Genomic DNA, 25,099 nt, shown 5'->3' on the forward strand with positions numbered 1-25,099 from the left:
TGCCGGCGCTGACCTCGACCCAGGGCAGCATGCGCAGCAGCCACCTCGAGGAGATCCCCGCCATCTGCGGTGCGGACTTGGTGGTGGTCGCCAGATTCCGGGCAGCAGCCGTATCAAGGCTTGTATGGGACGGGGTACCGGTCGGCACGGGCGCGGATTCCGGGCGTGCTTCGATGGACATGGCTGAATCCTTTGCCGTGGCGTTCGTGAAGGTCCGTGGATTGCTTTTCCCACACGCGTTTCGACGTCGGTCTCGCAACGGGTGAATAGGTGCGACGCGATCACGGGACCGTGAAATTACCCGGAAATTACCCGCGATCCCTGGCTTGATATGGCGTTCTCACCGCGGGCGGTGCAGTGCCGTGCGGGCGGCCCGCCGGTGCTGACTCCGGCCCAACGCCCCTGGTTGCAGGGGCGTTCGCCGGTTGAAGTATCGCCGATCCGCCTCGGTCGCGCTATCACTCGATCGAATGAGTATCAGGTGCGTCCCCCATGGCAATGCTTCTCTGCGGGCGCCGCGCCCGCAGGCTCCGCATCTCGATATGCGGGGGCCTGCCGTGACTGCGAGGGATTAGGGATTGTGGATGGGACGCGAGAACGGAATCGAACACCCGGCGAGTATCAGGCGGGAAAGCCACGCCACGCCGGCCACCGGCCGAGGTCAGCCGCTGACCGAGGCGCTGGAGCGAGTCCTCGCCGGCCCGGCCGGGCTGGGAAGCGCCGCCCTCCGCTTCACGACCCCGGCTTCGACCCCGACCCCGATCCACCCCCAGACCCCGATCCACCCCCAGACCCCGACTCACCCCCCGGGCCGGGCGACCCCGGCGCCCTCGCGCATCGAGGGCCTGCACTGCCCGCCGGCGGTACGCGACGACCGGGCGCTGGCCGACCTGATCAACGCGCAACTGGTGGCCTGGGGCGATGAGGTGGGGCTGTTCCGCTCCGCCGACCTGCGCGCGGGTCTGCTGTCGTTCGACCCGGGCCGTTCCGTCGTGCTGTGCCACCCCGACGCCCCCAGCACCGAACACCTGCTGACCGCCGCCAAACTCCTGACCGGTGAGAACGCGGTGGATGACTACTTCTGCGAACCCGAACTGGGCGGGCAGCCCGAGGGGCTCGGCGCCCGCCTCGCCGTGGCCCAGTCCGCGATCGATCCCACTCACATGCCCGCCCCCTACGACGCCCACTGGCGTGCGGCCCTGGCCGCGCACCCGGCGCTGCGCTCCATGCACGCGGCCATGGAGTCACTCACCCAACTCGCCACCCCCGCGCAGGCGCACCGGTTCCGCCACGAGGTCGCCAGCCTGTACCTGGGCTACGAGGCCGAAGCCGCCTGCGTCCAGGAGGAGCGCACCCCGCGCGTGTGGGAGTACCTGGTGCAGCGGCAGCTCAACTCCTTCCGCCCGTGCCTGGCGATCACGGATGCGATCGGCGGCTACGAACTGGCCGCCGAGCTGTTCGCGCTGCCGGCCGTGCAGCGGGCGACCGCGCTGGCCTCCACCGCGTCCACGGTCCTCAACGACCTGTACTCCCTGCGCAAGGAGCAGGCGTCCGGCCGTTTTCACTACAGCCTGCCCACCGTGATCGCGGAGGAGGAGGAGTGCGCGATCGACGACGCCTTCGCGAAGGCCATCGACGTGCACAACGACCTGGTGCGCGCCTTCGAGACGGAGGCCGCCGCGCTCTCCGCCCATCCGCTCACCGCCCGGTACGTGACCGGGCTGGCGAACTGGATGGGCGGCAATCACGAATGGCACGCCGGCCACGTCGGCGGCCGCTACGCCACCTCGCCCTGAGCGCACCCGTCCCCCCATGCCGTTCGCCCCGCCCCGCCCTGCAACGCCCCGCAACGACCTGACGACCGAAGGAGCAAGCCCGCACATGACCCTCGACCACATCACCGTCCCGACCCAGCTCAACACCAGTCCCTACCAGCGGTCCGTGGCCGAGTACTGGAACGCGGAGAAGAACCCGGTCAACCTGCGCCTGGGCGACGTGGACGGCATCTACCACCACCACTACGGCATCGGTGACGTCGACTGGTCGGTGCTCAACGCGCCGGAGGACACCCGCGAGAACCTGATCACCAGGGAGCTCCACCGACTGGAGTGCAACCAGACGGAGTTCCTCCTCGGGCAGTTCGGGGAGATCGCACCGGAGGACCGGCTGCTGGACGCCGGATCGGGCCGCGGCGGGGGCAGCATCGTGGCCAACCAGCGGTTCGGGTGCGTGGTCGACGGCGTGTCGATCTCCCAGTCCCAGGTCGACTTCGCCAACGACCAGGCCGTCAAGCGCGGTGTGGACGACAAGGTGCGCTTCCACCTGAGGAACATGCTGAGCACCGGCTTCGACACCGGTTCCTTCCGCGGGATCTGGAACAACGAGAGCACCATGTACGTCGATCTGGCGCAGTTGTTCGCCGAGCACTCCCGGCTGCTGGCCCGCGGCGGGCGGTACGTCACCATCACCGGCTGCTACAACGACACCTACGGGCTGCCCTCCCGGGCCGTGAGTCAGATCAACGCCCACTACATCTGCGACATCCACCCCCGCAGCACCTACTTCAAGGAGATGGCGGCCAACCGCCTCGTGCCGATCAGCGTCGTGGACCTGACCGCCGCGACGATCCCGTACTGGGAACTGCGGGCCAAGTCGTCCCTGGTCACCGGTATCGAGGACCCGTTCCTGACCGCTTACAAGGACGGCAGTTTCCAGTACCTGCTTATCGCCGCCGACCGCGTCTGAGCCCTCGGGCCGCCCCGGCCCCTTCGGAGGTCGGGGCGGCCCGTGCGCGTCACGGCTGGTCGAGGTCCGGGGTGACGCGCACGGTCGCGGGAGAGGTGGCGGGCACGGGGGAGGGCGGCGTGTCGGTGGTCGCGTGGGCGTGGGGGAGCAGGAGCACGGTTGCCGCGAGCACCGCCGCCGCGGTGCCGGCGATGATCCCCGAGCTCCTGTCCGCCTGTCGATTGCTCAACTCACTGCCCTCCACCTGGATCACGCGGGTCGCGCACGGGTCGCCGTCGTCGGTCGCTACGTGCACCTACGCACCCGGCTCGCGGCGCACTCACCACCACTCACTCTGTGACAAGCGCCAGGACAACCGCCGAGCCGTACGGGGTGGCGCGCCCGGTCCGCCGGCCGCGTACCGCCGAGCGATCCTCTGCGGTACGCGGCGCCCGGCGTGGCACGCTGGGGGACCCGGTGTTCCTCCGCCCCACGAGGAGATGCGTGCACGTGCGGCGACGGTTCGGTCAGCGCGCGTCGGCCGCCGCGTGGACGCGCTCGCCGCCGACGTAGGTCAGGGCCACGGTGGCGGAGCCGATGTCCTGCGGCGGGCCGTCGAAGGGGTCACGGTCCAGGACCACCAGGTCGGCCAGGGCGCCGACGCGGATGGTGCCCGTGTCGTCCAGATGGTTCACATGGGCCGAGCCCGCCGTGTACGCGGTCAGTGCGGTGCCCAGGTCGAGGCGCTGCTCGGGCAGGAAGGGCGGGCGGTCCTCGCCGTGCGCGGCACGGTTGACCGCGACATGGATTCCGAGCATCGGGTCGGGGCTGCTCACCGGCCAGTCGCTGCCCGCCGCGAGGGTGGCGCCGGCCCGCAGCAGGTCGCCGAACGGGTACTGCCAGGAAGCCAGTTCACCGCCGAGGAAGGGGATGGTCAATTCGTCCATCTGCGGTTCGTGGGTGGCCCACAGCGGCTGCAGGTTGGCGATCGCGCCCAGCCGGGCGAAGCGCGGGACGTCGTCGGGGTGGACCACCTGCAGGTGGGCGAGGTGGTGGCGGTTGTCGCGGGCGCCGTTGGCGGTGAGGGCGGCTTCGACGGCGTCCAGGGCCTCGCGCACCGCGCGGTCGCCCAGCGCGTGGAAGTGGACCTGGAAGCCCAGCGCGTCCAACTCCACGACGTGGTCGCGCAGCGCCGCCGGGTCGACGAAACTCAGACCGCTGTTGGCGGTCGCGCAGCCGCAGGAGTCCAGGTAGGGGGCAGTCATCGCGGCGGTGAAGTTCTCGGTGATGCCGTCCACCATGACCTTCACCGAGTCGGCCCTGAACCGCCCGGCGCGCAACCGCTCGCGGCGCTCGACCAGTTCGGCGATCTGCTCGGCGCCGCGTGCGCGGTCCCACCACAGCGCGCCGTTGACGCGGGCGGTCAGAGTGCCGTCGGAGGCGGCGGCCAGGTAGGCGTCGGAGGGGTCGGGCTGGCCGTTGAAGACGCCGAGGATGGCGTCCTGCCAGCTGGTGATGCCGAGGCTGTGCAGCACCTGCTGGGCGCGGAGCAGTCCGGCGAGGCGGTCGGCCGCGGTGGTCCTGGGGACGAGGCGCGCGACGAGCCCGGCCGCCCCTTCCTGCAGCATGCCGCCGGGGGCGCCGTCGGTCTCGCGCTCGATCCGGCCGTCGGTGGGGTCGGTGGTGGCGGCGGTGAGTCCGGCGAGCTCCAGGGCGCGGGTGTTGGCCCAGGCTCCGTGGTGGTCGCGGTTGAACAGCAGTACGGGCCGATCGGCGACGACGGCGTCGATCAGGTGCCGGGTCGGCACCCCGCCCTCGAAGCTCTCCAGGGACCAGCCGCTGCCGGTGATCCACTCCCGTTCCGGGTGGGCCGCCGCGTAGGAGGCGATCCGGCGCTGGTACTCGGCCAGGCTGGTGGTGCCGGTCAGGTCGCACTCGCCCAGCTCGACGCCGGCGTAGACGGCGTGGACGTGGGCGTCCTGGAAGCCGGGGATGAGCAGCCGGCCGGCGAGGTCCACGACCTCGGTGCCGGGGCCGATCAGTTCACGCACCTCGTCGTGGCCGACGGCGACGATGCGCTCGCCGCGGACGGCCACGCCGGTGGCGCGGCTGCGGGCCGGATCCGTGGTGAGGGCGGGGCCACCGGTGAAGACGAGGTCGGCGTGGGTCATGGGGTACTCCGTACGAAGAGGCGCTGGTGGGATGGGCGGACGGTTCCGGGGGGTGCGGACGGGCGGACTGTTCACAGGGTCGCGGACGGACGGCCCGTGGTGGGCGCGGCGGTCAGCAGGTCCGCCGCGCCGGCGTCGGTGGCGTGGCCGGCGGCGAAGTAGGGCGACCGGCGGCCCCACTTGGCCCACGCGGCGACCACCAGCCCGGACAGGATCATCAGCACCGGCATCAGCAGCAGGAACCAGCCGTTGTCGGCCCGCACCGCGAAATGATCGTCGGAGGTGGCGTAGCCCCAGCACATGTAGCCGGCGAGGGCGAACAGGACCAGCGCGCTGAGCACCGGCACCACGACCGCCCGCACCGCCTCCGCGAGCGGGCCGCGCAGCAGTCCGCGGAAGCGCACGGCGGCCGCGATCGCGGTCAGGCCGTAGGAGAGCGCGACGACGATGCCGATGGCACCGACGCAGGCGCTGATCAGTTCGCTGACCTTCGGGATGACCAGGGACAGCGCCGCGACCACGGCGGCGATCGCCCCGAGGAGCAGCGTTCCCGCCGCGGGCGTCCCGTACTTGGGGTGGATGCGGGTCCAGACCGGGCCGACGGTGCGGTCGCGGCCCATGGCGAACAGCCCCCGCACCGTGGGGATCACTCCGGCCTGCAGCGAGGCCACGGCCGAGAACGTCAGCGCGACCAGGGGCAGCGCCGCCAGCGGTTGGTGGGCCAGCTGGTTGCCGAAGTACGTCAGCCCCTGTGCGCCGTTGTCGGCGAGTTGGCCCTGCGAGAGGACCCGTTGGAAGGCCACGGCGCCGAGGAGGAACAGGCCGAGCATGGTGAACACCGTGATCAGACCGCTGCGGGAGGCGTCACGCGGATCGCGTACCTCCTCGCTGACGCTGAAGGCTGCGTCGAAGCCCCAGTAGCAGAAGACCGCCACCACCATGCCCTGCGCCAGCGCGGCGAGCGAGGGGATCGTGAAGGGGTTGAACCAGTCCAGGCTGAACGGCTGGGTGCCGGCGACGAGGCCGTAGCCGCAGAAGCCCAGCAGCACCAGGTACTCGAAGGCCAGCAGCCAGCGCTGCAGCCGGGCGGCGACGTCGACCCCGGTGACGGCGGCGAGCGTGGCGGCCACCAGCACCGTCAACCCCAGCAGCGTCGACTGCAGCGTGCTGTCGGGGTCGAGCGTCAGGCCGGCCAGGCGGTGCACTCCCGCCTGGCCGGCGAGCTGCATCAGGGCCGAACCGGTCACCGTCGTGGTGTAGGCGAGGAACACGACCGTGCCGACGACGTTCACCCAGCCGGAGAGGAACCCCAGCCAGGGGCTGACGGAGCGGCCGACCCAGACGTAGCTGTTGCCGCAGTTGGGTTCGACCCGGTTGAGCCGGGAGTAGGCGCCGGCGATGCCCAGGATCGGCAGGAACGCCAGCAGCATGATGATCGGCAGGTGCAGGCCGACGATCCCGGCCATCAGCCCCATACCGAGGCCGATGCTGCTGGTCGCCGCGGTGGTGGAAGCGGCGATGACCACGCCGTCCACCACGCCGAGCGACCGTTTCATGTCTGTTGCCATCGGGCCACCGCTTCGCCTCGGGACTGGGTTGGTGCGCCATGGAAGCGTGTGGGCTCTTAACAGGTCAATGGCGTTGACATAAGCTCCCGCCATGACCGACCGGCAGCTGTCCGGGGCCGCGCGACCGCGCCGCCGCCCCACCAAGCAGGGCACGGTGCTCTCCGAAGCACTGATCGTCGAGACCGCGCTGCGGCTGATCCGTCAGCACGGCTCGGCCGCGCTGACCGTACGGCGGCTGGGCGCGGCCCTGGGCGCGGACCCCAGCGCGCTCTACCGCTACTTCCGCAACACCGACGACCTGCTGCTCGCCGTCGCCGACGCACTCATCGGTCAGGCCTTCGTCGGCTGGGCCCCGCGCGGCGACTGGCGCGCCGACCTGCGAGAACTGGGCCTGCGCATGCACGCGGCCTATCTCGAGCACCCGCAGGCGGCGATGCTGGCGACCTACCGGGTCACCGGCCGGCCGCACGAGGCGTTCGCCATCGAGACGATCCTGGGCGTGCTGCGCGGCGGGGGTTTCCCGGACCCCGAGGCGGTCCGGATGTACCACATCTTCGTCGACACCAGCCTGGCCTACGCGGCCCTGGACGCCGCCAGCACCGCCCTTCCGCCGGAGGCGCGGGACGCGGAGCGGCAGGTCTGGCAGCGGACCTACGCCTCGCTCCCGAGCACCACCCACCCCCACATCGCCGCCACCACCCGCCTGCTGCAGGCCGAGATGAGGCGCAGCGCCTACACCCGGACCCTCGACCTGTTCCTGGACGCGGCGGCGGCCCGACTGGCGGCCCTGCGGCCAGTGGAACAGCCCGGCTGAGCAGCGGAATAGCCCGGCCCCCGCGGGGCACCCGCATCAGCGACCGGTCTTTCGGCACGGCCGGAGTGGGTGAGCCGTGCCGCGTCGCTACTCACGAAGTTGGTTCCTCATGGTCACCGTGGAGCGCACATTCACCGTCACGCAGCAGTTGGACGTGGTGGTGGAGTACCTCAAGGACTTCTCGCGGGCCGAGGCCTGGGATCCAGGCACCCGTTCCTGCGAGCGCCTGGACGACGGCCCCCTGGGCAACGGTTCGACCTGGCGCAACATCTCCGTCTTCAAGAACCGTGAGACGGAACTGACCTACCGCCTCGCCCGCCTGGAACCCGCCCGCCTCACCTTCGTCGGTGAGAACAAGACGGCGACGTCCACGGACGATCTGACCTTCCGGGCGGTATCGGAAGGCACCGCCGTCACCTACCACGCCCACATCGTGTTCCACGGGCTCGCCCGGCTCGCCGACCCCTTCCTCCGCAAGGAATTCGAACGGCTCGGCGACGAGGTCAGCCGCCGGATGCCCCAGGTCATCAACGCCCTCTGAGCCCCGCGGACCGCGCGGATCGCCCCGGGCCGGCCACCGGGTGGTTCGGCGGCGGCGGGTGTGCTGACGAGTGTGCCGCGACCGGAAGGGACCGGTGGCCGCGGCACCACCCGTTGATGCCGGGGTCAGCCGGCCGTTCGCACCGACTCCGCGAGGGCGGCGCCGAAGGTCGCCGATCCGGCGGCGTTCGGGTGGAGGGGCAGCGCGGAACTGGTGGGGACCAGGCCTTCGATGAAGCGCGTTCCGGCAGGGGCGCAGCTGTCGTGCCCGGCGCTGAGCGGGACGGTGTCGACGAACGTGGCGTCATGAGCGGCGGACTGGGTGCGCAGGGCGTCGCCGAGCTTGTTGACGGCACCTTGGACGTAGTTGGCGTCGCGGGCCCGGATCGGCTGCCGGGGGAAGCAGCCGTCCTGCTGGATGTAGGTGCCGTAACCGACGACGAACACCTTGGCGTGCGGCGCGCGGCGGTGGATCTCATCGAGGGCGGTGCCCAGGGACGGAGCCCAGCGGTCGATGTCCTCCGCGATCCGGTCGCGTCCGCCGGCGGTGAGGCGATCGGCGCAGCTCGTGCCGAGGGGTTCGGGCAGGAGGTTCACACAACTGATCGCCCGGGTGACCAGATCGGTGTCGTTGCCGCCGATGGTGAGGCTGACGATGTCGGTCCTGGCGGACAGGGCCTTGTACTGGGGCGGGACGAAGCCGAACTGCCTGCCGCTGAAGTCGGTGACCCTGGCGCCGGAACAGCTCACGTCGGTGAGCCGGGCGCCGAGGGCCCGCGCGGCGATGTGCGGGTAGTCGGACAGCGAGCGCAGGCAGGCGAGGTTGCCCGGGTCGGTCCGCGGCACCAGGGGAGCCGCGGCGAAGGAGTCGCCGAGGGCGACGTACTCCACGGGCTGCGCGGGCTGTGCCTGTGCCGGTCCCCCCGTTCCGGCGGCTATCAGGCCGGCGCAGCCGAAGGCGGAGGCGAGCAGGCTGCGGGAGAGCCGTTTCATGGGAGCTCCAATGCTGAGGGTGAGGAGGCGGTGTGCCCGCGCGACAACCGCACATCGACCTCCGTGTTACTGGTAGGTAAGCCGTGGCATCATGATCGCGCACGACGAATCACCGGAACATAGGAGCGGAACCAGACCTCAGCGGGGAGAAGTTGTGACGGATGACAAAAGCCCCAGCACCCCGCGCAGCGCCGAACTGGACGTACCCGGGTGGCTGACGGCGAACCTTCCCCGGCTCATCAAGGCAGTGGTCCACGAGCTGACGGCCCAGATCCCCGCCTACCAGACGCTGCCCCGCGAGGAACTCGGCGGAGACATCAGCCATGTCATCGGGCAGAACCTGCGCGCGTTCATTTCCGTGCTGCGCACCCGCACGATGCCCGACGAGGACGAGCTCCTGCACCTGCGGGTCTCGGCGGCCCGCCGCGCCGAGGAGGGCGTCCCCGTCGAGGTCGTCCTGACCGCCTACCACCTGGGAGCGCAGAAGGTCTGGGAACTGCTCGCCGCCGAGGCCGGCCCTGACGGCATCGCCCGCCTGCCGGAGCTGCCCACCCTGCTCCTGCGCTACCTGCAGCGGGTCGTGCCCGCCGTCGCCGCCGGATACCTGGAGGAACGCCAGACGATCCACGGCGAGGAGGACGCCGCCCGGCACACCCTGCTGTCCGCGCTGCTCAACGGGACCGACGCGAAGGAGACCGCCGACCGTCTCGGACTGCAACTACCCGCCGCCTATCTCGTCCTGGCCCTCTCGATGGGCGCCCACCCGGACGAGACGACCGCGGGCGTCGACCCCGCCATCGCCGGCCGCCGCAAGGCCCGCCGTCTCCAGACCGAACTGGAACGCCACACCCGCGCCCGGGTCCTCGCCGCCCTGACAGCCGGCGGCGGCATCGCCCTGATCCCCTGGCCCGTCGCACCGGACCAACTGGCCGAGTCCGACTGGCAGGCGCTCGACGCACTGGTGCCGGCCCTCGGCAGATCCGTCGGTGCCGACGTCACCGCCGGCGTCGTCTGCGCCGCGCCGCCGGGCATCGCGGAGGCGGCCTCGCTGGCCCGGGAAGTCCTCACCATCGCGCGCACCTTCGACCGCCCACCCGGCGCCTACCGCCTGGACGACCTCCTGCTCGAATACCAGCTCTCCCGCCCCAGCCACGCCCGCGACGGCCTCGCCGCCCTCCTCGACCCCCTCGCGGACAGCCCGGAGATCCTCAGGACCATCGACGCCTACCTGCGCCTGGGCAGCCGCCGCCCGGTAGCGGCCCAGCTGCACATCCACCCCAACACGGTCGACTACCGCCTCCAGAAGGCCACCACCCTCACCGGCCTGGACCCCACCCGCCCCGCGGACATCCCCCTGATCAAAGCCGCCCTGGCCGCCCGCCACCCCCACCCCTGACCGCCGGCGCGCGCGGTCAGGCCTGGGCCAGGGCGGGCCAGCGGATGCGGGTGGCGCACAGCGAGACCAGCGCTGCCGAGACGGCGATGGCGCCCATGCCCCACACCAGACTGCTGCCGCTCGCGATGAAGCCGATCACCGGCGGTCCGGCCAGCAGGCCGATCGTCCCCATCGCGGCGACCAGGGCCAACGCGTCCGGTCCCTGCCGGGCCGCGGCCACGTAGACGCACGGCGTGACGGCGGCGACGCCCAGGCCCACGCAGGCGAATCCCAGCAGCGCGGGGATCACACCGCCGGCCACCAGGGCGACGGCCAGGCCGGCCCCCGCCAGCGCGCTCCCGGCCACGACGATCCGTCCGTCACCCCAGCGGGCGCGCCAGCCGTCGGCGAAGATCCTGGCGAGCACCATCATTCCGGACACCACCGCGATCCCCAGCGGCGTCACCTCCGGTCCCGCTCCGGCGATGTCCTTGAGATAGAGGGAGGACCAGTCGTTCATCGCACCCTCGGTCACGGTGCCGAACACCATGGCGAGGCCCATCCAGATGGTCACCCGGGACGGCAGGACCAGTCGGCGCTTCGGCCGCTCCGCCTCCTCCGGTACGGCGTCCGCCTCCTCCGGCGTGGAGTCCGCCGTCTCCGGTGCGGCCTCCGGCTGCTGGTCCTGGGCCAGCAGCCCGGACTGCGTCAGTCCCACCGCGAGCAGCAACAGCACGGTGGCGGCGATGAAGTGCACCGCCAAGGACGAGGTGAACAGGTTCACGCCGACGGCGAGCAGCGCCGCGGAGAGCGAGCCCGCGCTGAACGTGGCGTGGAACCTGGCCATCACCGTCCGGCCGTACTCGACTTCGAGCGCGGCCCCCTGCGCGTTCATCGCGACGTTGAGGAAGCCGACCGCCACGCCGTCGAGGCAGATGACCAGCAAGGTGACCGGGTAGTTCGGCGCCACCGCCAGGACCAGCAGGATCAGGCCCAGGACGAGGGCGGACAGCAGCGCCAGCAGCCGGGAGCCCAGGCGCTTCATCGCCAGCGGAACCAGCGGGAAGGAGATGACCGCCCCCGCACCGCCCGCCATCAGCAGCAGGCCGACCTGCGCCTCGCTCAGGTCGAGGTGCGACTTGAGCGCGGGCAGCCGCGAGACCCAGGTGGCGTACTGGAACCCGAGAAAGAGGAACAGCGCCGCGATGGCCAACTGCGCTCTGCGGAAGGGGTCGTGGATGCGAAACATGGGTGAATCAGCCTACTTCGTCCGACGATGATGATCCGCGCGGCGGATCCGCTGGTACTTCTGTCCCCGCCCGGGGACGCTCTCCGGGGCCCGCTCTACAGCGCCTTGGACATGTAGACGGCCTCCGTGCCGTAGCTTTCGGGGAGGCCGACCTCCGCGTGGGCGGCGTAGCCGAGGCGACGCCAGAGGACATGGCTGCGCTGGACGGCCACCATGGAGATCCGGTCGAACCCCTGCGACCGCGCCTCCTGCTCGATCTGCCGCACGAACAGCGGCGACAGCCCCCTGGCGCGCAGTGTCTCGGTGATCACGAAATCGTGCGCGTGCAGATTTGCCGACTCGTGGTGGGACGCCTCGGTCAGCGCGAGGTCGGGGCACTGGCCCGGCGGGTAGGGAAGGGCCAGCAGATAGCCCCCGAACAGCCCCTCGTGCTCCAGGACGAAGCAGGTGGCCGGTGAGACGCGGCCCCTGGACCGCAGCACATCCCGTCCTTCGGACAGGCCGCTCTCGGCATAGGCGCGCGCTTCCAGCGCCACGACCTCGTCCCAGTCGGCGTCCGCCAACCGGCGGAGGCGGACGGTGTCGTCAGCCACGCCGCACCCCGCTTCCGATGGACGGGCCGATGGCCCTGCTCGCCGCCACCAGCGGACGCCACGCGTCGATCAGCAGCGCGAAGTGCTCCATGTCGACCTGGGCCCGGTCGAGCAGGCCCTGCCGCAGCGGCAGCAGATGATCGGCGAACTCGGCGTACCTGCCGCCGAGTTGCCGGTAGCAGCGGTCGATGACCTCCAGCCGCCGGATGTTCTCCGCGCGGTCCGCACCGGCGGACCGGCGGACGAACCCGGCGATCGTGTCGGCGCGCACCTGGTGCCGCGGGTCGAGCAGCGCAGGACCGGCTTCCTCCAGGTCGAAGTAGACGGGGTGGAGGTAGAGCATCGACAGCAGGAACTTCACGAACCGCACCTGGTAGGCGGTGAACCCGCTGCCGGTCCGCCGCTCCGCGGTGTAGAAGTTGACGATGTGGCGGTTGTGCACGACCGCGGGCAGCGGGGCGTGGCGGACGACGTGCAGGAGGAAGTAGTCGCTGCCGATGGTGTCGGTCGCGGGCGGCAGCGGGACGCGCTCGTACAGCTCGCGGTCGAAGCCGATGTTGCACATGTCCAGCCGCCAGATGTCCGGGACGTCCAGGACCGACCGGTCGACGCTGAACGGCTCGGTTCCGGCGCCGATGAACGACTCCTGGACCAGGCCCTGAACGTCCTCCTCGGGCCACTCGGGCGGAGCCCACAGGCTGACCACCTCGGCGTAGATCCCGGGGTCGGCCTCCTTGATCTCGCCGACGTCGACCGACAGTTCACCCACGAAGGAGCCGCCGGCCATCGACACCGGCTTCTGGCCGTGCACCGGGTCCAGCGCGTTCTCGGTGACGCCGTCGGCCGCGTCGGCACCGGACTTCCCGAGGGACAGCAGCTCGTGGTGGATCGGGAAGACCGGCTTGCCGTCCAGGGTCTGGTAGCCGCTGTCGGAGTCCCGGCGGTGGATCGACGCGCAGCCGAGTGCGGCGGCGAGCAGGAACGCCCGGTTGGTGCAGGCTCCGTAGGAGACGGCGTCCGGCAGCATCAGGTCCAGCAGCAGCTCGGGTTCGGCCTGGCCGGAGCGTCCGATCACCTCCCGCAGGAAGTCACGCTGCCGCTCCTCGTCGAGGTGGTGCACGACCACGTTCGGTACGGCCGGGAGCTCGTCGACGGCCTTGGCGTGGCCGGCGAACGTCGAGACGTCGGAGGAGTCGAGGATCAGCAGGTGGACCTCGACGTCGAACCGCCCGGCAGCGTAGGCGGCCTCCTCGCCGATGTCGGCGATGGTCGCGGTGCAGGCGCGGTTGGTGGGGAGGGTCAGGCAGATCCTGCGCAGGTCGGTACCACGGCTTCCATGACTCACTGTGCGGACTCCGCTCCGTGCCAGGAGGCGAGGCCCAGCAGCTTCTCCCCGAGCTCGTCGAGTTCGGCGGACTTGTACCGGAGCGACTCGTGCGTGACGGCGTCGCCGACCAGGGTTCCGTTCCAGTCCGGAGTGCTGAGGGTCTCCCAGGAACCGATCCGGGAGCGGCGTAGCTGCTCGCTCTCCTCCAGGGCGGGCATCATCGAGAGGTACTGGACCGCCCGGACGCCGTGCTCGGAGGTGTTGCGGGCGACGCCATGGGCCAGGGCGCCGTTCCAGATCAGCAGGTCGCCGGCTGACAGCTCCGGTCGCACCACCGGGTATTCGTCCCGGTCGACGGCGGGCCGGATCGGGTCGCGGTCGGCCGGCTGGCCGAGCTTCCACTCGTCGAACCGGCGGAACAGCTCGGGATTGCACTGGAAGCCGCCGTGGTCGGCCTGGGTGTCGTTGAGCGCGATGATGCCCTGGACGCGCTGCGGTATCACTCCGAGCGTGCTGTCGATGTCCCAGTGGAGTTCGATGTCGAAGCCCGTTTCGGTGGGCTCGATGAGGGCGCGGTCACGGTTCCTGACGTTGGGCGGGTTGAGGTTGAGACGGTCGAGGGAGACCCAGAGCTCCTCGCAGTCCCAGACGTCGGCGAACGCGTCGTAGACGCGCCGGGTCTGCCGGCTGTCCCACATCAGCTGGTGGTGGTACGCCTCGACGAATCCGTAGACGTGCAGGTGGCGGTCCAGCTCGTCACGGTAGGGCCGCTGCTCGTACCAGGTGTCCGGACGGCTCGGGTCGAGGTCCTGGAAGTCGAAGGCGAAGTCCAGCAGGCGCTGGGCGGACTCGGCGGGGATCGCCTGCTTGACCACGACATAGCCGTAGGTCTGCCAGAAGGCGAAGTCCGCTTCGGAGAGCACGCGCAGGGGCCGTTCCTTCCGGAGGTCCCTGAGCGGGGTCGGCGCGAGGTACGTCTCACCGTCCGCGCTGAAATACGGGCGGCGCGAGGCAGCTCGGTGAAGGTACTGATCGTGGGCCGGCATGTACGAACTCCAGAAACCAAGTGACGAGTGGGCAAGTGGGTCGGGGGGGTGTACGGCACGCCCGCTTTCGCGCCGGGCCGTTTCGCGCCGGTGGCCGCGAACCAGGGGGCGTGCGGGCGGGGATCACACCGGTCGGTTCACCTCGCCGGCCGTCCAACCGCACGGCAGCGGATCGAAGCCGTTGAACCCCTGGGTCATGTAACTGGTGGCGTAGGCGCCGCTGGAGAGGATCCACACCGGATCTCCGGAAGCGACCGCCCTGGGCACCGGCACCCGACTGTGTTCCTGGGCGAAGGCGTCGTCGCTGTCACAGCTGGGGCCCGCGACGGCGGCCGGAACGTACTCCCCGTCCGGGTGGGAGGGAAAGACCAGCCGGTACTGGAGCTCGTCCATCTCGTAGAGGCCGTTGAACTTCCCGCAGCTCAGGTAGAGCCAGTACTCGCGCTCGCCGTCGAGCTGCCGCCGCGACGACAGCCGCAGGACATGCGCCTTGATCGCGCCCTGGTCGGCGACCAGGTAGCGGCCCGGCTCCATGACGAAGTCCAACGCGGAACCGGATATCTCCCGCAGCCGCTGCAAGCCTTCGCGGATCACCACGAACATCTTGTCCAGCGGCGGGTCGAGCGGGTTGCCCCACCGGTCCAGATAGCCGAGGGCGGGCAGGCCGCCGCCGAGGTTGACGTGGTCCAACAGGATCCCGCTCGCCCGCAGGTCCACCAGCACGTCGCCGATGCGCTCGAAGGCCTCCTGCCAGGCGTCGGTCGTCATCTGCTGCGAGCCGACGTGCACGGACAGGCCGGCCGGTGACAGGCCCGCCGCCCGCGCGGCCTCCAGGACGAGCACCGCGTCGGCGGCCGAGCAGCCGAACTTCCGGCTGAGCCCCCAGAGCGCGCCCTCCCCGCTGGTGGCCAGCCGGCAGAACACCCGGGCACCGGGGGCGTGGGTCGCGATGGCGGTGACGTCCTCCAGGCTGTCCGTGGCGAAGTCCCGGACATCCAGGCGGTACGCCTCGGCGATGTTCCGGTCGGACTTGACGGTGTTGCCGTAGTGGATCCGGCCGGGCGGCACACCGGTCCTGATTGCCTGGGCGATCTCGTTGGGACTCGCCGCGTCGAAGCCGGCGCCCTGCGCCGCCAGCTGGGTCAACACCTCGTCGACGGGACAGGCCTTCATGGCGAACCGGATGTCGACACCGGGCAGTTCCTCGAGCAGGGACCGGTACCGCTCGCCGATCCCGGCGAGGTCGTAGATGATCCGGTCCTCGGACTCGGCTGCGAGGGCGGCGTGCAGCCCTGCGCTGAACGGGGCCGTCCCCGGGCTGCTCATCGCCGCACCCGGCCGACGCTCGACGCCACGGTCGTCCATGTCGGCGGTCCAGCACCTCGTTGTGCGCTCGGTCGTTCCTGACGCAACGCGGTCATGCGGTCCTTCCAGACTCGGGTCTTGGTGGCGGGGCGGATCGAGAGCACAGCGAAACCGGGGTCGACTGCCGACGGGCAGCTCGCTGCGGACGTTGATCACTACCTTCGCGGAGCCCATGGCGGTTGGTGGACGGCGGACCGCACCCCGGAAAAGATGGCTGCGCGCACGGACCCTGGACACAACATTGGACTAGACCAGATTGCGACGTCAACCCTTTCCGGTTGTCAACTCGCCTTCGCGGCACGCTATTTGCACGTAACCTGCGCGACGCGGCAATTATTTAACGCTGTGTGATGACTGCTGGTCAGTCGGTTAGGACGATGAGCGAAGAGGGACGCGGCCGGGCCGCATGCGGATCCTCCCGATCCTCCGGATCAGCTGGATCGGTGGGCGGCGGGGCCGGAGCGCAGTGTGCTGAAGGCGGCGGGGCTCAGCGGCGTCCCGGCCAGTTTCGCCGCGTGCAGGGCGGCTCCGAGCACCGGTGTGAACAGCGGGGTACGGAGGTCGTAGGTGCCGTCCGTGGCGCGCAGTTGAGCGGCGAAGGCGTCCAGGACGACGGTCGAGCCGAACACCCCGCCGGAGTAGGAGACGGGCACGGTCATCTCGGAGGTGAAGCCGAGCCGGAGGCGGGCGGCGGCGACCAGCAGGGCCAGTTCCCTCCCCGCGTCGGCCAGGATGGCGGCGGCTTGGGTGTCTCCCTGTTCCGCGGCCTGCGCGACTGTCCTGCTGAGGTCGGCGACGTCGCTGCGCCGGCCCTGCCGGCGGTTGAGGACGACGTCGATGACTTCGAGGTCGAAGGTCAGCCCGAGGCGGTCGCGCAGCAGCCCGGCGAGGGGGCCCTCGGGGAGCCGGCCGTCGCTCATCCGCGTGAAGGCGTTCAGGGCGCGCACCGCGATCCAGTAGGCGGATCCCTCATCGCTGAACATCTCGCTCCAGCCGCCGACGCGCACGCCACGCCCGTCGCGCTCGCCGTAGACCATGGAGCCCGTGCCGCTGATGACGTTGATGCCGTCGGCCGTGCCGAGTGAACCCGCCCAGCCGCAGATCATGTCGTTGTCGACGCGGTAACGGCTGCCGCCCAGGATGCGGGAGGGTGCGGCATCCAGCGCGGCCACGTCGCGGGGGGCCTCGCCGTATCCGGGCAGCCCGAGGAAGGTGTAGTCGATGTCTGCAGGGGTGATGCCGGCCTGTTCACACGTCGCGTCGATGCCCTTCTTGAGCACCCCTACGACGTGGTCGATGCCGCCCGGGCCGTTCTCGGCGAAGTAGTAGGCGCCATCCCCGATCGTCTCGGCGCGTACGGTGCCTGTGCTGTCGAGGAGGCAGAAGGCAGTCTTGGTGCCTCCTCCGTCCACACCCAGAAACATCGCACGCACAGGACTCATGCCGGGGCTCCCACGGGGGGCAGGTGAGCACGGCCCCGCCTCGGACGCCCGACGGCGTTCCTGGCGACTCAGTCCGGGCTCCTGACCAGGTCAGCTACCGGCTGGGCGTACCTCTCGCGCAGAGCTGTCGACTCTGGCGTTGCCAGGAAGTAAACCGATCAGTTCTGGCCGCGTCAATGCCTGCACGACGTCACAGGCCGGCGCAGGTCCCCCGCACGTACCCGTGCTCGCCCGCCGGAACCACGTCCCGGTCCCGGCGCACCACGCTGATCCGTGCGCCCGAGTCGGAGCACGCCTTCTCCAGGCCCTCCTGGGTGTACTCGATCACGATCACGTGATCACCGAACGCATCGGTGTAGTCGCCGCATTCGTCGTACTGGCCGCACTCCTCCACCACCGCGAAGTCCAGGCCGACGCTCTTGCGGGCCGGGGCCAGGTCCGCGGTGTTCTTCTGGCCGATGGCCAGGCCCTTCTCGTGGGCGTGGGCGGCGAGCAGCGCGAGGAACGCCTTCGCGTGGTCGGCGGTCAGCAGCCCTTTCGGGGCGCGCGAGTAACTGTCGTAGTTGTCGGGCTCGACCGCCTGGTACCCCTTGGCCGCACACCCGTCGATCCAGGCGTTCACCTTCTTCGCCACGCGCTGACGCTTGGCGTCGGTGCGCAGGTCGAGCAGCGCCTCGTTCCACTCCTTGTCCATGACGACCTGCCCCGCGCCGTCCCGGAGCAGCAGATCGCCGTCCCACTCCTTCTCCGCGCCCGGCTGGGCCTGGAACGCGTTGACGTAGCAGATGTTGTACACCCCCGCGGCAGGCGGTGCGGTGTGATCCCGGGCGACGACGGACACCCCCGCCGGCGGGGCGTAGGGCCCGCCGAGCTGGTAGTCGAAGCCCGCGTGGACGGGAGGCGGGGTCACTCCGGGCGGGGGGCCGACAGTGGTCGAGGGCGCCTCCTCGGGGGAGGAGTCACTGCTGCAGGCGGTCGCGCACAGGGCAGTGGCGGCGATGGCGGCGATCAGAGCGGCGAGGGGTGCACGCATACGAGTACGGCTCCATACAGGGGGAGGGCATGTCCCGCCTCGGACACGGTCGAAGGTCCTGGCGACTCGGTCCGGGTCACATCTGTGTGGCGGTGCGGATCAGTCCGGCGAGGGCGAGGGAGCGGCTGTGCGGGGGCCAGGCGATGTGGGTGACGACAGGCGGCGCGTCGGTCAGGGGGACGGCGGCGTGCTCGGTCCACAGCCAGGCGCGGGCGGATTCGGGGAAGACGGCCATGGTGCGTCCGAGGGCGATCAACTGGGCCAGCTGCGTCTGGTCGTGGATCTCGGGGCCCGGGCCGGGTGGGTACGTGCCGTGGTTGGCCCAGCGGGCGCGCGGAAGGTCGGGGACGTCGCTGATGTCAGCCATGGTCAAAGCCTTGCGCGAGGCGAGGGGGTGCGCGGCGGGCAGGATGGCGACCTGCCCCTCGGTGAACAGTTCCTCGCTGTCGAAGCCGGCAAGGGAGTTGAACGGCACGTGCATGAGCGCCACATCGGCGCGGCCATCGCGCAGTAGCTCCGGCTGCTCACACATGCCGCACGGCACCACCTCGATCTCGGCGGCATCGGGTTCGGCGGCGTAGGCGGCGAGCAGCTTCTGCAGCAGTTCGTGGGACGCGGCCGCCTTCACTGCCAGCACCAGGCGGTTGCGCGGGCCGCCCGATGTTTCGGCGCCACCGGCGCGACGGGTGCGGCGCGTGGCGGCGGCGGTCGCGTCGAGGGCCGCACGGCCCTCGTGCAGCAGCACCTCTCCGGCGCCGGTCAGGCAGACACCGCGGCGGTTGCGTTCCAGCAGGCAGACGCCGATGCGCCGTTCGAGCTGCTGGATCGCCCGGGACAGTGGTGGCTGGGCCATGCCGAGGCGCTCGGCGGCGCGGCCGAAGTGCAACTCCTCGGCGACGGCGACGAAATACCTCAACTCACGGGTCTCCAAGGTGTCCACGGCCACACCCTACCTCTGTGATACCTACCGAGTATCACAGGGCACCGTATCGGTGTTGGATGTACCGCTCGTCCGCGAGCGACGATCAACGACATGAGCACAGCAAAGATCGCGCTGGTGACCGGCGCGAACAAGGGAATCGGGTACGAGATCGCCACCGGGCTGGGCGCCCTGGGGTACCGCGTGGGCGTGGGAGCCCGCGACAAGGACCGGCGCGAGAGCGCCGTGGAGAAGCTGCGCGCCGCCGGGGTGGACGCGTTCGAGGTACCGCTGGACGTGACCGGCGACCAGAGCGTCATCGCTGCCGCGGAACTGATCGAGCGGCAGGCCGGGCACCTGGACGTCCTGGTCAACAACGCCGGCATCTCAGGAGAGATGGGCCCGGGGTGGATGCAGGACCCGACCGCGCTCGACCTCGACGTGGTCCGCACGGTCGTGGAGACCAATGTCATCGGTGTCATCCGGGTGACCAACGCGATGCTGCCGCTGTTGCGGCGCGCGACGTCGCCACGCATCGTCAACGTCTCCAGCGCCGTCGGCTCCCTGACCCGGCAGGCGGACCCGGGAATCGACATCGGCCCCGTCATGGCCGCCTACTCGCCGTCGAAGACGTTCCTCAACGCCGTCACCGTGCAGTACGCCCGGCAGCTCGCCGACACGAACATTCTGATCAACGCCGCCTGTCCGGGCCTGGTCGCGACCGACTTCACCGGCTTCCACGGGCCCCGCACTCCTGAGCAGGGCGCAGCCACAGCCATCCGGCTCGCCACGCTTCCCGACGGCGGCCCGACGGGTTCCTTCTTCGAGGACGACGGCGTCATCCCCTGGTGACCCCGAGCTGTTGTGGCCACCACGGCTGCGGAGCGGACCGAAGGCGGAGGAACCCCGGTTCCTCCGCCAGGTCGGCGCTGCCGTGATCGTGCTGGGCGCTAATGTGCTCGGCATGAGCGGGGAGAGGGATCTGCGGAAACTCTTGAGCGGGATGCGGCCGGAGCTCAATTCCGGGCGCTATGTGTTCACCTCCGTCGATGGCGCCTTGCCGCCTGGAGTGACGCCCGTGGTGACGGTCGCCGAGGAGGAAGGCCTGACGCTGGTGACTCGGCAGCAGGACGCCGATGCCGCAGGCCTCGCCTACGACTATGTGGCCGGGTGGATCACGCTGCGCATCCAGTCCGCGCTGGATGCGGTGGGTCTGACCGCTGCCGTCGCCCACGAACTCGCCACGGTGGGACTGAGTTGCAACGTCGTCGCCGGCTTCCACCACGACCACCTCTTCGTTCCTCACGAGCGCGCAGGCGAGGCGGTCGCCGTGCTGGAAGAGCTCGCACAGCGATCCGCGCGATGGACGCCGTGACGGCACCGCCATCCGCACATGGTGCTGCCGCGGGTGTGGTTAGGGCCGCGCCGGTGCGCCCAGGTGCTCACCACAACCCCCGGGCCACGACGACCGAGGCGTCGTCGTGGTACTTGCCGGCGTTGCGCAGGAGGTGACCTGCGATCACCGCTGGGGAGTGCCGGAAGACCTCCGGGTGAGCGTCGGGACTCCACCGCTCCGTCAGGCCGTCGGAGTGCATGACCAGCGTGCTGCCGGAGGGCAGGGGGTGGGTTGTGGTGCGCAGGGTGGGTATCTGGTGGCCGGCACGTCCCGGCGGCGACGGCAGGGTGCTCTTGGACGTGGGAGTCACGATCGCCGCGGCGGTGTCGCCCACCCCGCAGAACAGCACGCGCCCCGAGTCGGGTTCGATGCGTGCCACGGCCACCGCGGCGCCCCGGGTGCCGGACAGTGCTTGGTGAATCTCCTGCAGGACGTCTTCGGGGGATTGGCCGCCGCCGGTGCGGAAGGCCCGGATCGCGGCCTGGGTGGCCTTCTCCGCCAGGGGGCCGTGGCCGAGACCGTCACACAGCATGACGAGGACCGCCTGCCCCTCGGGGGCAGCGCTGCTCCGGCCCCAGCGCGCCGCCCAGCCGTCCCCGCACTCCTGCGCACCGCTGATGGGCCGCGTCACTCCTCCCACCACCGATTGCGGTAGATCACCGCTGGACCCGAGGGGGCGGAGCATGGCGTCCCGTGGCCAGAACCGTGCCAGCATCACCGTCCCGTAGCCGGGTGCGGAGGACACGTCGAAGGTGTCCGCGAGGCGGGCGACCATGCCCAGACCGATGCCCAGCGTGCCGGCGCTCGAGCGTCCGTCGCGCATCGCAGCGGCCACGTCCGCCATCCCCGGTCCGCTGTCCACGGCCAGGAATTCGATCCCGGCGTGCTGCGCGCTGCGCACGATGCGCAGCACGATCGCCCCGCCGATGGCGTGCTTGGCCAGGTTGGAGGCGGTTTCGGACATCGCCAGAGCTACCTCGCCGGCCCGATGCTCGCTCAACCCGATCCTGCGGGCCAGTCGGGAAGCAACCCCCCGGGCGCCGGTGAGGTCGTCACGGAACCATGCCACGTCCTCGCTCTCCAGCAGCTCAAAGCTCACAGCCCGCACCCGGCGGCGCAGGCCCGGACCGCGGCACGTCCGCTGCTGACAGGGCCGTCGTTCATGTCAAACCCTGCGGTGGAGAGGCGTACCCGAGGAGATCCCCCAGTACCACGGCGAGGTCCTGCTGCCTTGTGGTCGGCCGGGCGGCCGAGCTGACGGGTCATCTCCTGCCCGCAGCGGCAGTGGCGGCCCCGTGCCGCCGTGGCGATCGCCATAACAGCTCCTTTGCCGTGTCGTTCGGTTCAGCGGCTGGGCGCCGCGTACCCCCAGGACCGGGCCGCACACCCGCCCCCGTACTTCTCGCCCGCCCACGGCGCGCGCTGGATACAGGCCAAGATGCCTCCTGCGCCACGCCACGGAAATCTATCGCGCTTGAAGTAGACATTCGCTTCTGGGTGTGGGTAGTGTTCCTGTCGTAGCCCAGAAGGACAGCAGGGCCCGGCAGGGACGAACTGCCAGGCAGCAATATTCGCAAGTGCAGTGCGGTGCGGCGGTGGAGTTCCGAAGCCAGGGCGGTTGCAGGTCGGCGACGGGACTGACAGCCGGACCGGGTGGCCCGCGGTGATCAGGGGCCGCCGTGAGCAGGACCGTAGTGGCAGTACCCGCAAGTGCAGTCAGTGAGCAGTACCTCGGTGAAGGCGTCCGCTGCAGGCGCGCGCATCGGGAAGTTCGGCAGTGGGGTTCCAAGCCAGAGTAGACGCAGGACGGGCGACGGGGCTGGCTGCCGAAGAGCGGTGCTGTCGCAGGCCGCTGAGCAGTTCGTATCACCAGCAGTCGCAGTCCCCGCTTGGTAAGTGATTGATCCCAGAGGGAAGAACGGAGGAGCCGAGCGCCATCAGGATCGCCCGGGCCAAGAGACTCGGCCCGGGTACCGCAGGACATCGATAGTGAGGTGGTCTCCGGTCAAGCAATCGCGATCCCCGCACCCCCGACAGCAGTTCGGTCGGATCCGCGGAAACAGACCGTCGGCGCACGTTCAGGGCCGGCAGATGGTGTAGCAGTTCCTTCGGGGCCCTGGTGCTGTCAGCACCAGGGCCCCTCCACGCGTTCCCCCATGACGCGCGCTGACCGATGACGGTTCCGTCGTCCACGTGCGGGCGTCCGATCAGAGTGCGGACGTTTGAAAGTCTCCGCTCGGTGCAGACGATCGTTAACACCGGCTTTATTCACCGAGGTAGGAGAGGCGTCATGGGCATCATTGCTTGGATTCTGATTGGTCTGCTCGCGGGCTTCATTGCCAAGGCGCTGATGCCGGGCAAGGACCCGGGCGGCATCATCATCACGATGCTGATCGGTGTCGCGGGTGGTCTGCTGGGCGGCTGGCTCGGCAAGGTCATCTTCGGCGTCGACTCCATCGACGGCTTCTTCGACATCTCCACCTGGATCGCCGCCATCGTCGGCTCGGTCATCCTCCTCGCCCTGTACCGGCTGGTCGCCGGCAACAAGCGGCACCACAGCCACGCCTGAACGACCCAGTCCCACCCCGACGGAAACGGCTCCCCCTCATCGCGAGGGCGGAGCCGTTCCGCTGCCCGCACCCGCAGGGATCGATGGCCGGTAGCGGCTTGATCCGGTCCGGCGAACCCTGTTCTCACCGCGCCGGTCCGGCCTCTGGCCCCGTAGTGCGTGTGGCGCGGGCGTAGCGGGCGGCGAGGTCCTCGAATGCCGTGGTCAGTTGAGGCGGAAGGTACGCCAGTCCTCGCGGGTACCCCGGTCCGGTCCACTCGGGAAGCGAACCCTGCGCCGCAGCGCGCTATTGCAGGCTGACGCGGTGCGGGTGGGTCGGGTCGGCGGGGCAGGTGAAGATCCGCAGTGATCCCCAGCGACCCAGCGAGATCTGCGTGGGGATGTTGGCGTCGAGCTCGTCGACGACGGGCTGGTCCTCGACCGGCACCCAGCTGCGGCTGCCCCCGTCCCATTCCTTGCTGTCGATCGTGAGGAGCAGGTCCATGGGACGCCCGCAGGAGCAGTCGACGGGCATCGGATCGGTCAGATGCCACGAGGCGAATCCACCGACCTTCCAGCCTGGCGGAATCGAGAGGTCATGCTGGTACGTGGGACCCCCCACGCCGTCCTTGTCCTCGTCGTCCCCTTCGTTGGCTTCCTCCCACTCCTCGATACGCTCCTGGAGGTCCCGAGGCAGCAGGCCCTCGTACTCGTGCTCCAGTACCTGCTCGGGGTGGAGCACGCAGGGCTCGGGTACGTAGTCGCCCCTGCCGACGACCTTCGGTTCTGGCGCCTCGATGAGCGGGCCGGTAACCTCCGCGGCGTTGCGCCAGCGCAGGTGGAGGCCCGGGTGCTGCCCGTCGCCGTGCCGGTCGAAGGGGCACCAGAACACCTGGAGCAGGTCATTGTCGCCGGGGCCCTGAAGGCCGGGGACGTCCCGGGTGAACAGCTGGGTCACCGCGAGCAGCGGAATCGGGTCGGTGTCGGCGAGTTCGGGGGCGTGCCGGCCGCGGCGGAGGGATTTGAGCACCTCGCGCTCCTCGTCCGTCGGGCCCTCGGGCGTGCCGGAGTCGGAGGGACGGCTCCATGCTTCGGCGAGGATCCGCCGTCGCAGCCTGACGTCCCGCAGCAGTTCGCCCCTGCCGCGCGGATGGGGTTCCTGGCAGAAAGGCCACTCCTCGCCCGCGGGCCAGAGGAACGGCCCGCCGACCGAGCTCTGGTCGCGGGCAGGGGTGCCGGGCCGGGGGTGGAGGCGCGTGCCCATGCGGCGATGGGCGGACACCTCGGGAACCAGGGCCGGGGCCTTGACGTCGACGGGGCGTTCCGGCGTGGTGCGAGTCATCGCTCCCCTCCGTTGTTGTCACCGTCCGCCAGCATATCCGGGCAGGTCCCGCGGCCTTCGGGTGGCGCAGGCTTCGTCACCCGGGCATCACTGTGGTCTCGCCGCCGGACGTCGCAGGCTGGGCAGCTCGCAGCTTGTCCAGCCGGGAGGTCTGTTCGGCTGCGCTCTTCGCGATGGTTGCGGCCAGTGCCTTCGCCGTGTCGGCCTGGCCTTGGGTTTGCTCGCTGGCGCAGAGCATCCGCGACTGCGTGAAGTGGGCGCTCAACGCGTCGGTGAAGATCCGGTCGAACGCCCGGCCGTTCGCGGCGGCCGCCTTTTCGAGGGTGCCGAGGCTGACCATGCCCGGCATGTTGTGCCCCTCGTGGGGGTTGGTATCCGGGGTACCTGAAAGCCGCAGCGCTGCGCGAAGGCTGAGCAGGTCTTCGCGGAGTGTCGATCCGGTCTTCGCCGCAAGCGTGGCCAGGGTCGGGTCTGCTGTGCGGGAAGGAGCCAGATCGGTCATGAGCCGCGCACGCTCGGCCATGGGGATCATCAGCTGAATCCAGGCGGTGTCGGTGGCGTTGAAGGCCGGACTCGGCGACGCCCCGGCTGTCGGCTGCGTGGTGCAGCCGACAGCCAGGAGCGCCAGGGCCACGGCGCATGCCGACCATAGGG

At 70.5% G+C, this 25,099-nt stretch carries 23 protein-coding genes and 1 pseudogene; 8 read left to right on the top strand and 16 right to left on the bottom strand.

Annotated elements, in window-relative coordinates; genetic code table 11:
* Positions 1 to 181, bottom strand: a pseudogene (locus O3X23_RS37475) (Crp/Fnr family transcriptional regulator); the annotation flags it as partial.
* 403 nt (positions 182 to 584) lie between these two features.
* On the opposite strand from O3X23_RS37475, the gene O3X23_RS37480 reads away from it, so the two are divergent.
* Together O3X23_RS37480 and O3X23_RS37485 are read left to right on the top strand one after the other, a co-directional pair.
* On the top strand, positions 585 to 1,796 hold the full coding sequence (locus O3X23_RS37480) for a family 2 encapsulin nanocompartment cargo protein terpene cyclase (RefSeq protein ID WP_269277684.1): 1,212 nt from the start codon (positions 585 to 587) through the stop codon (positions 1,794 to 1,796).
* Between the two features lie 85 nt (positions 1,797 to 1,881).
* Positions 1,882 to 2,745 (top strand): geranyl diphosphate 2-C-methyltransferase, encoded by an 864-nt coding sequence (locus O3X23_RS37485; RefSeq protein ID WP_269277686.1) that lies wholly within the window; start codon positions 1,882 to 1,884, stop codon positions 2,743 to 2,745.
* Between the two features lie 49 nt (positions 2,746 to 2,794).
* On the opposite strand, the gene O3X23_RS37490 is transcribed toward O3X23_RS37485, so the two are convergent.
* From O3X23_RS37490 to O3X23_RS37500, 3 genes are all read right to left on the bottom strand, one after another.
* Positions 2,795 to 3,040, bottom strand: a complete 246-nt coding sequence (locus O3X23_RS37490; protein ID WP_269277688.1) for a hypothetical protein — start codon at positions 3,038 to 3,040, stop codon at positions 2,795 to 2,797.
* Between the two features lie 211 nt (positions 3,041 to 3,251).
* Positions 3,252 to 4,895 (bottom strand): amidohydrolase, encoded by a 1,644-nt coding sequence (locus O3X23_RS37495; RefSeq protein ID WP_269277690.1) that lies wholly within the window; start codon positions 4,893 to 4,895, stop codon positions 3,252 to 3,254.
* Positions 4,896 to 4,966: 71 nt separating this feature from the next.
* Positions 4,967 to 6,463 (bottom strand): APC family permease, encoded by a 1,497-nt coding sequence (locus O3X23_RS37500; RefSeq protein WP_269277692.1) that lies wholly within the window; start codon positions 6,461 to 6,463, stop codon positions 4,967 to 4,969.
* A 91-nt stretch (positions 6,464 to 6,554) separates the two neighbouring features.
* Here O3X23_RS37500 and O3X23_RS37505 point away from each other — a divergent pair, with 91 nt between their 5' ends.
* On the top strand, positions 6,555 to 7,277 hold the full coding sequence (locus tag O3X23_RS37505; protein ID WP_269277695.1) for a TetR/AcrR family transcriptional regulator: 723 nt from the start codon (positions 6,555 to 6,557) through the stop codon (positions 7,275 to 7,277).
* A 109-nt stretch (positions 7,278 to 7,386) separates the two neighbouring features.
* The gene (locus O3X23_RS37510; RefSeq protein WP_269277779.1) at positions 7,387 to 7,818 is read left to right on the top strand and encodes an SRPBCC family protein; all 432 of its coding nucleotides are present in this window, start codon (positions 7,387 to 7,389) and stop codon (positions 7,816 to 7,818) included.
* Positions 7,819 to 7,943: 125 nt separating this feature from the next.
* On the opposite strand, the gene O3X23_RS37515 is transcribed toward O3X23_RS37510, so the two are convergent.
* Positions 7,944 to 8,810: an SGNH/GDSL hydrolase family protein gene (locus O3X23_RS37515; protein WP_269277697.1), complete on the bottom strand. Its 867-nt coding sequence runs from the start codon at positions 8,808 to 8,810 to the stop codon at positions 7,944 to 7,946.
* Positions 8,811 to 8,964: 154 nt separating this feature from the next.
* On the opposite strand from O3X23_RS37515, the gene O3X23_RS37520 reads away from it, so the two are divergent.
* Positions 8,965 to 10,206 (top strand): PucR family transcriptional regulator, encoded by a 1,242-nt coding sequence (locus O3X23_RS37520; protein WP_269277699.1) that lies wholly within the window; start codon positions 8,965 to 8,967, stop codon positions 10,204 to 10,206.
* Positions 10,207 to 10,222: 16 nt separating this feature from the next.
* Here the strand turns inward: O3X23_RS37520 and O3X23_RS37525 are convergent, their stop codons facing one another.
* The 8 genes from O3X23_RS37525 to O3X23_RS37560 all read right to left on the bottom strand — a co-directional run bounded on the left by O3X23_RS37525 (position 10,223) and on the right by O3X23_RS37560 (position 19,180).
* Complete coding sequence (locus O3X23_RS37525) at positions 10,223 to 11,434, bottom strand: MFS transporter (protein ID WP_269277702.1); 1,212 nt, start codon at positions 11,432 to 11,434, stop codon at positions 10,223 to 10,225.
* Between the two features lie 95 nt (positions 11,435 to 11,529).
* The gene (locus tag O3X23_RS37530) at positions 11,530 to 12,027 is read right to left on the bottom strand and encodes a GNAT family N-acetyltransferase (protein WP_269277705.1); all 498 of its coding nucleotides are present in this window, start codon (positions 12,025 to 12,027) and stop codon (positions 11,530 to 11,532) included.
* Entirely contained in the window at positions 12,020 to 13,345 is a 1,326-nt protein-coding gene (locus O3X23_RS37535) for a DUF6271 family protein (RefSeq protein WP_269277781.1), read from the bottom strand. Before O3X23_RS37535 ends, O3X23_RS37530 begins: the two co-directional genes overlap by 8 nt.
* 23 nt (positions 13,346 to 13,368) lie before the next feature.
* The gene (locus O3X23_RS37540; protein ID WP_269277708.1) at positions 13,369 to 14,400 is read right to left on the bottom strand and encodes a phytanoyl-CoA dioxygenase family protein; all 1,032 of its coding nucleotides are present in this window, start codon (positions 14,398 to 14,400) and stop codon (positions 13,369 to 13,371) included.
* 123 nt (positions 14,401 to 14,523) lie between these two features.
* The gene (locus O3X23_RS37545) at positions 14,524 to 15,726 is read right to left on the bottom strand and encodes a type III PLP-dependent enzyme (protein WP_269277784.1); all 1,203 of its coding nucleotides are present in this window, start codon (positions 15,724 to 15,726) and stop codon (positions 14,524 to 14,526) included.
* 470 nt (positions 15,727 to 16,196) lie between these two features.
* Positions 16,197 to 17,207 (bottom strand): N-acetylglucosamine kinase, encoded by a 1,011-nt coding sequence (locus O3X23_RS37550; RefSeq protein ID WP_269277711.1) that lies wholly within the window; start codon positions 17,205 to 17,207, stop codon positions 16,197 to 16,199.
* Between the two features lie 190 nt (positions 17,208 to 17,397).
* Complete coding sequence (locus tag O3X23_RS37555; protein WP_269277714.1) at positions 17,398 to 18,240, bottom strand: endo alpha-1,4 polygalactosaminidase; 843 nt, start codon at positions 18,238 to 18,240, stop codon at positions 17,398 to 17,400.
* 76 nt (positions 18,241 to 18,316) lie between these two features.
* Positions 18,317 to 19,180 carry a LysR family transcriptional regulator gene (locus O3X23_RS37560; RefSeq protein WP_269277718.1) on the bottom strand — a complete coding sequence of 288 codons (864 nt, stop codon included), beginning with the start codon at positions 19,178 to 19,180 and terminating at the stop codon, positions 18,317 to 18,319.
* Between the two features lie 93 nt (positions 19,181 to 19,273).
* Here O3X23_RS37560 and O3X23_RS37565 point away from each other — a divergent pair, with 93 nt between their 5' ends.
* Positions 19,274 to 20,011: an SDR family oxidoreductase gene (locus tag O3X23_RS37565; RefSeq protein WP_269277721.1), complete on the top strand. Its 738-nt coding sequence runs from the start codon at positions 19,274 to 19,276 to the stop codon at positions 20,009 to 20,011.
* A 112-nt stretch (positions 20,012 to 20,123) separates the two neighbouring features.
* Complete coding sequence (locus O3X23_RS37570) at positions 20,124 to 20,534, top strand: ACT domain-containing protein (protein WP_269277787.1); 411 nt, start codon at positions 20,124 to 20,126, stop codon at positions 20,532 to 20,534.
* Between the two features lie 67 nt (positions 20,535 to 20,601).
* Here O3X23_RS37570 and O3X23_RS37575 read toward each other — a convergent pair whose 3' ends face one another.
* A complete protein-coding gene (locus O3X23_RS37575) occupies positions 20,602 to 21,654 on the bottom strand; it encodes an ATP-binding SpoIIE family protein phosphatase (RefSeq protein WP_331283999.1) in 1,053 nt (350 codons plus the stop codon).
* Positions 21,655 to 22,845: 1,191 nt separating this feature from the next.
* Here O3X23_RS37575 and O3X23_RS37580 point away from each other — a divergent pair.
* Positions 22,846 to 23,124 (top strand): GlsB/YeaQ/YmgE family stress response membrane protein, encoded by a 279-nt coding sequence (locus tag O3X23_RS37580; protein ID WP_269277727.1) that lies wholly within the window; start codon positions 22,846 to 22,848, stop codon positions 23,122 to 23,124.
* Positions 23,125 to 23,410: 286 nt separating this feature from the next.
* Here the strand turns inward: O3X23_RS37580 and O3X23_RS37585 are convergent, their stop codons facing one another.
* A complete protein-coding gene (locus tag O3X23_RS37585; RefSeq protein WP_269277730.1) occupies positions 23,411 to 24,445 on the bottom strand; it encodes a hypothetical protein in 1,035 nt (344 codons plus the stop codon).
* Between the two features lie 76 nt (positions 24,446 to 24,521).
* Positions 24,522 to 25,079: a DUF305 domain-containing protein gene (locus O3X23_RS37590; protein WP_269277734.1), complete on the bottom strand. Its 558-nt coding sequence runs from the start codon at positions 25,077 to 25,079 to the stop codon at positions 24,522 to 24,524.
* Positions 25,080 to 25,099 lie beyond the last annotated feature (20 nt).

Source organism: Streptomyces sp. H39-S7, assembly GCF_027158205.1.
GTDB lineage: Bacteria > Actinomycetota > Actinomycetes > Streptomycetales > Streptomycetaceae > Actinacidiphila.

Coding starts and splice junctions, on each gene's coding strand:
- O3X23_RS37585 (WP_269277730.1), bottom strand. CDS start 24,445: ATGACTCGCACCACGCCGGAACGCCCCGTCGACGTCAAGGCCCCGGCC.
- O3X23_RS37505 (WP_269277695.1), top strand. CDS start 6,555: ATGACCGACCGGCAGCTGTCCGGGGCCGCGCGACCGCGCCGCCGCCCC.
- O3X23_RS37570 (WP_269277787.1), top strand. CDS start 20,124: ATGAGCGGGGAGAGGGATCTGCGGAAACTCTTGAGCGGGATGCGGCCG.
- O3X23_RS37540 (WP_269277708.1), bottom strand. CDS start 14,400: ATGCCGGCCCACGATCAGTACCTTCACCGAGCTGCCTCGCGCCGCCCG.
- O3X23_RS37555 (WP_269277714.1), bottom strand. CDS start 18,240: ATGCGTGCACCCCTCGCCGCTCTGATCGCCGCCATCGCCGCCACTGCC.
- O3X23_RS37550 (WP_269277711.1), bottom strand. CDS start 17,207: ATGAGTCCTGTGCGTGCGATGTTTCTGGGTGTGGACGGAGGAGGCACC.
- O3X23_RS37545 (WP_269277784.1), bottom strand. CDS start 15,726: ATGAGCAGCCCGGGGACGGCCCCGTTCAGCGCAGGGCTGCACGCCGCC.
- O3X23_RS37565 (WP_269277721.1), top strand. CDS start 19,274: ATGAGCACAGCAAAGATCGCGCTGGTGACCGGCGCGAACAAGGGAATC.
- O3X23_RS37480 (WP_269277684.1), top strand. CDS start 585: ATGGGACGCGAGAACGGAATCGAACACCCGGCGAGTATCAGGCGGGAA.
- O3X23_RS37495 (WP_269277690.1), bottom strand. CDS start 4,895: ATGACCCACGCCGACCTCGTCTTCACCGGTGGCCCCGCCCTCACCACG.
- O3X23_RS37485 (WP_269277686.1), top strand. CDS start 1,882: ATGACCCTCGACCACATCACCGTCCCGACCCAGCTCAACACCAGTCCC.
- O3X23_RS37515 (WP_269277697.1), bottom strand. CDS start 8,810: ATGAAACGGCTCTCCCGCAGCCTGCTCGCCTCCGCCTTCGGCTGCGCC.
- O3X23_RS37500 (WP_269277692.1), bottom strand. CDS start 6,463: ATGGCAACAGACATGAAACGGTCGCTCGGCGTGGTGGACGGCGTGGTC.
- O3X23_RS37510 (WP_269277779.1), top strand. CDS start 7,387: ATGGTCACCGTGGAGCGCACATTCACCGTCACGCAGCAGTTGGACGTG.
- O3X23_RS37580 (WP_269277727.1), top strand. CDS start 22,846: ATGGGCATCATTGCTTGGATTCTGATTGGTCTGCTCGCGGGCTTCATT.
- O3X23_RS37525 (WP_269277702.1), bottom strand. CDS start 11,434: ATGTTTCGCATCCACGACCCCTTCCGCAGAGCGCAGTTGGCCATCGCG.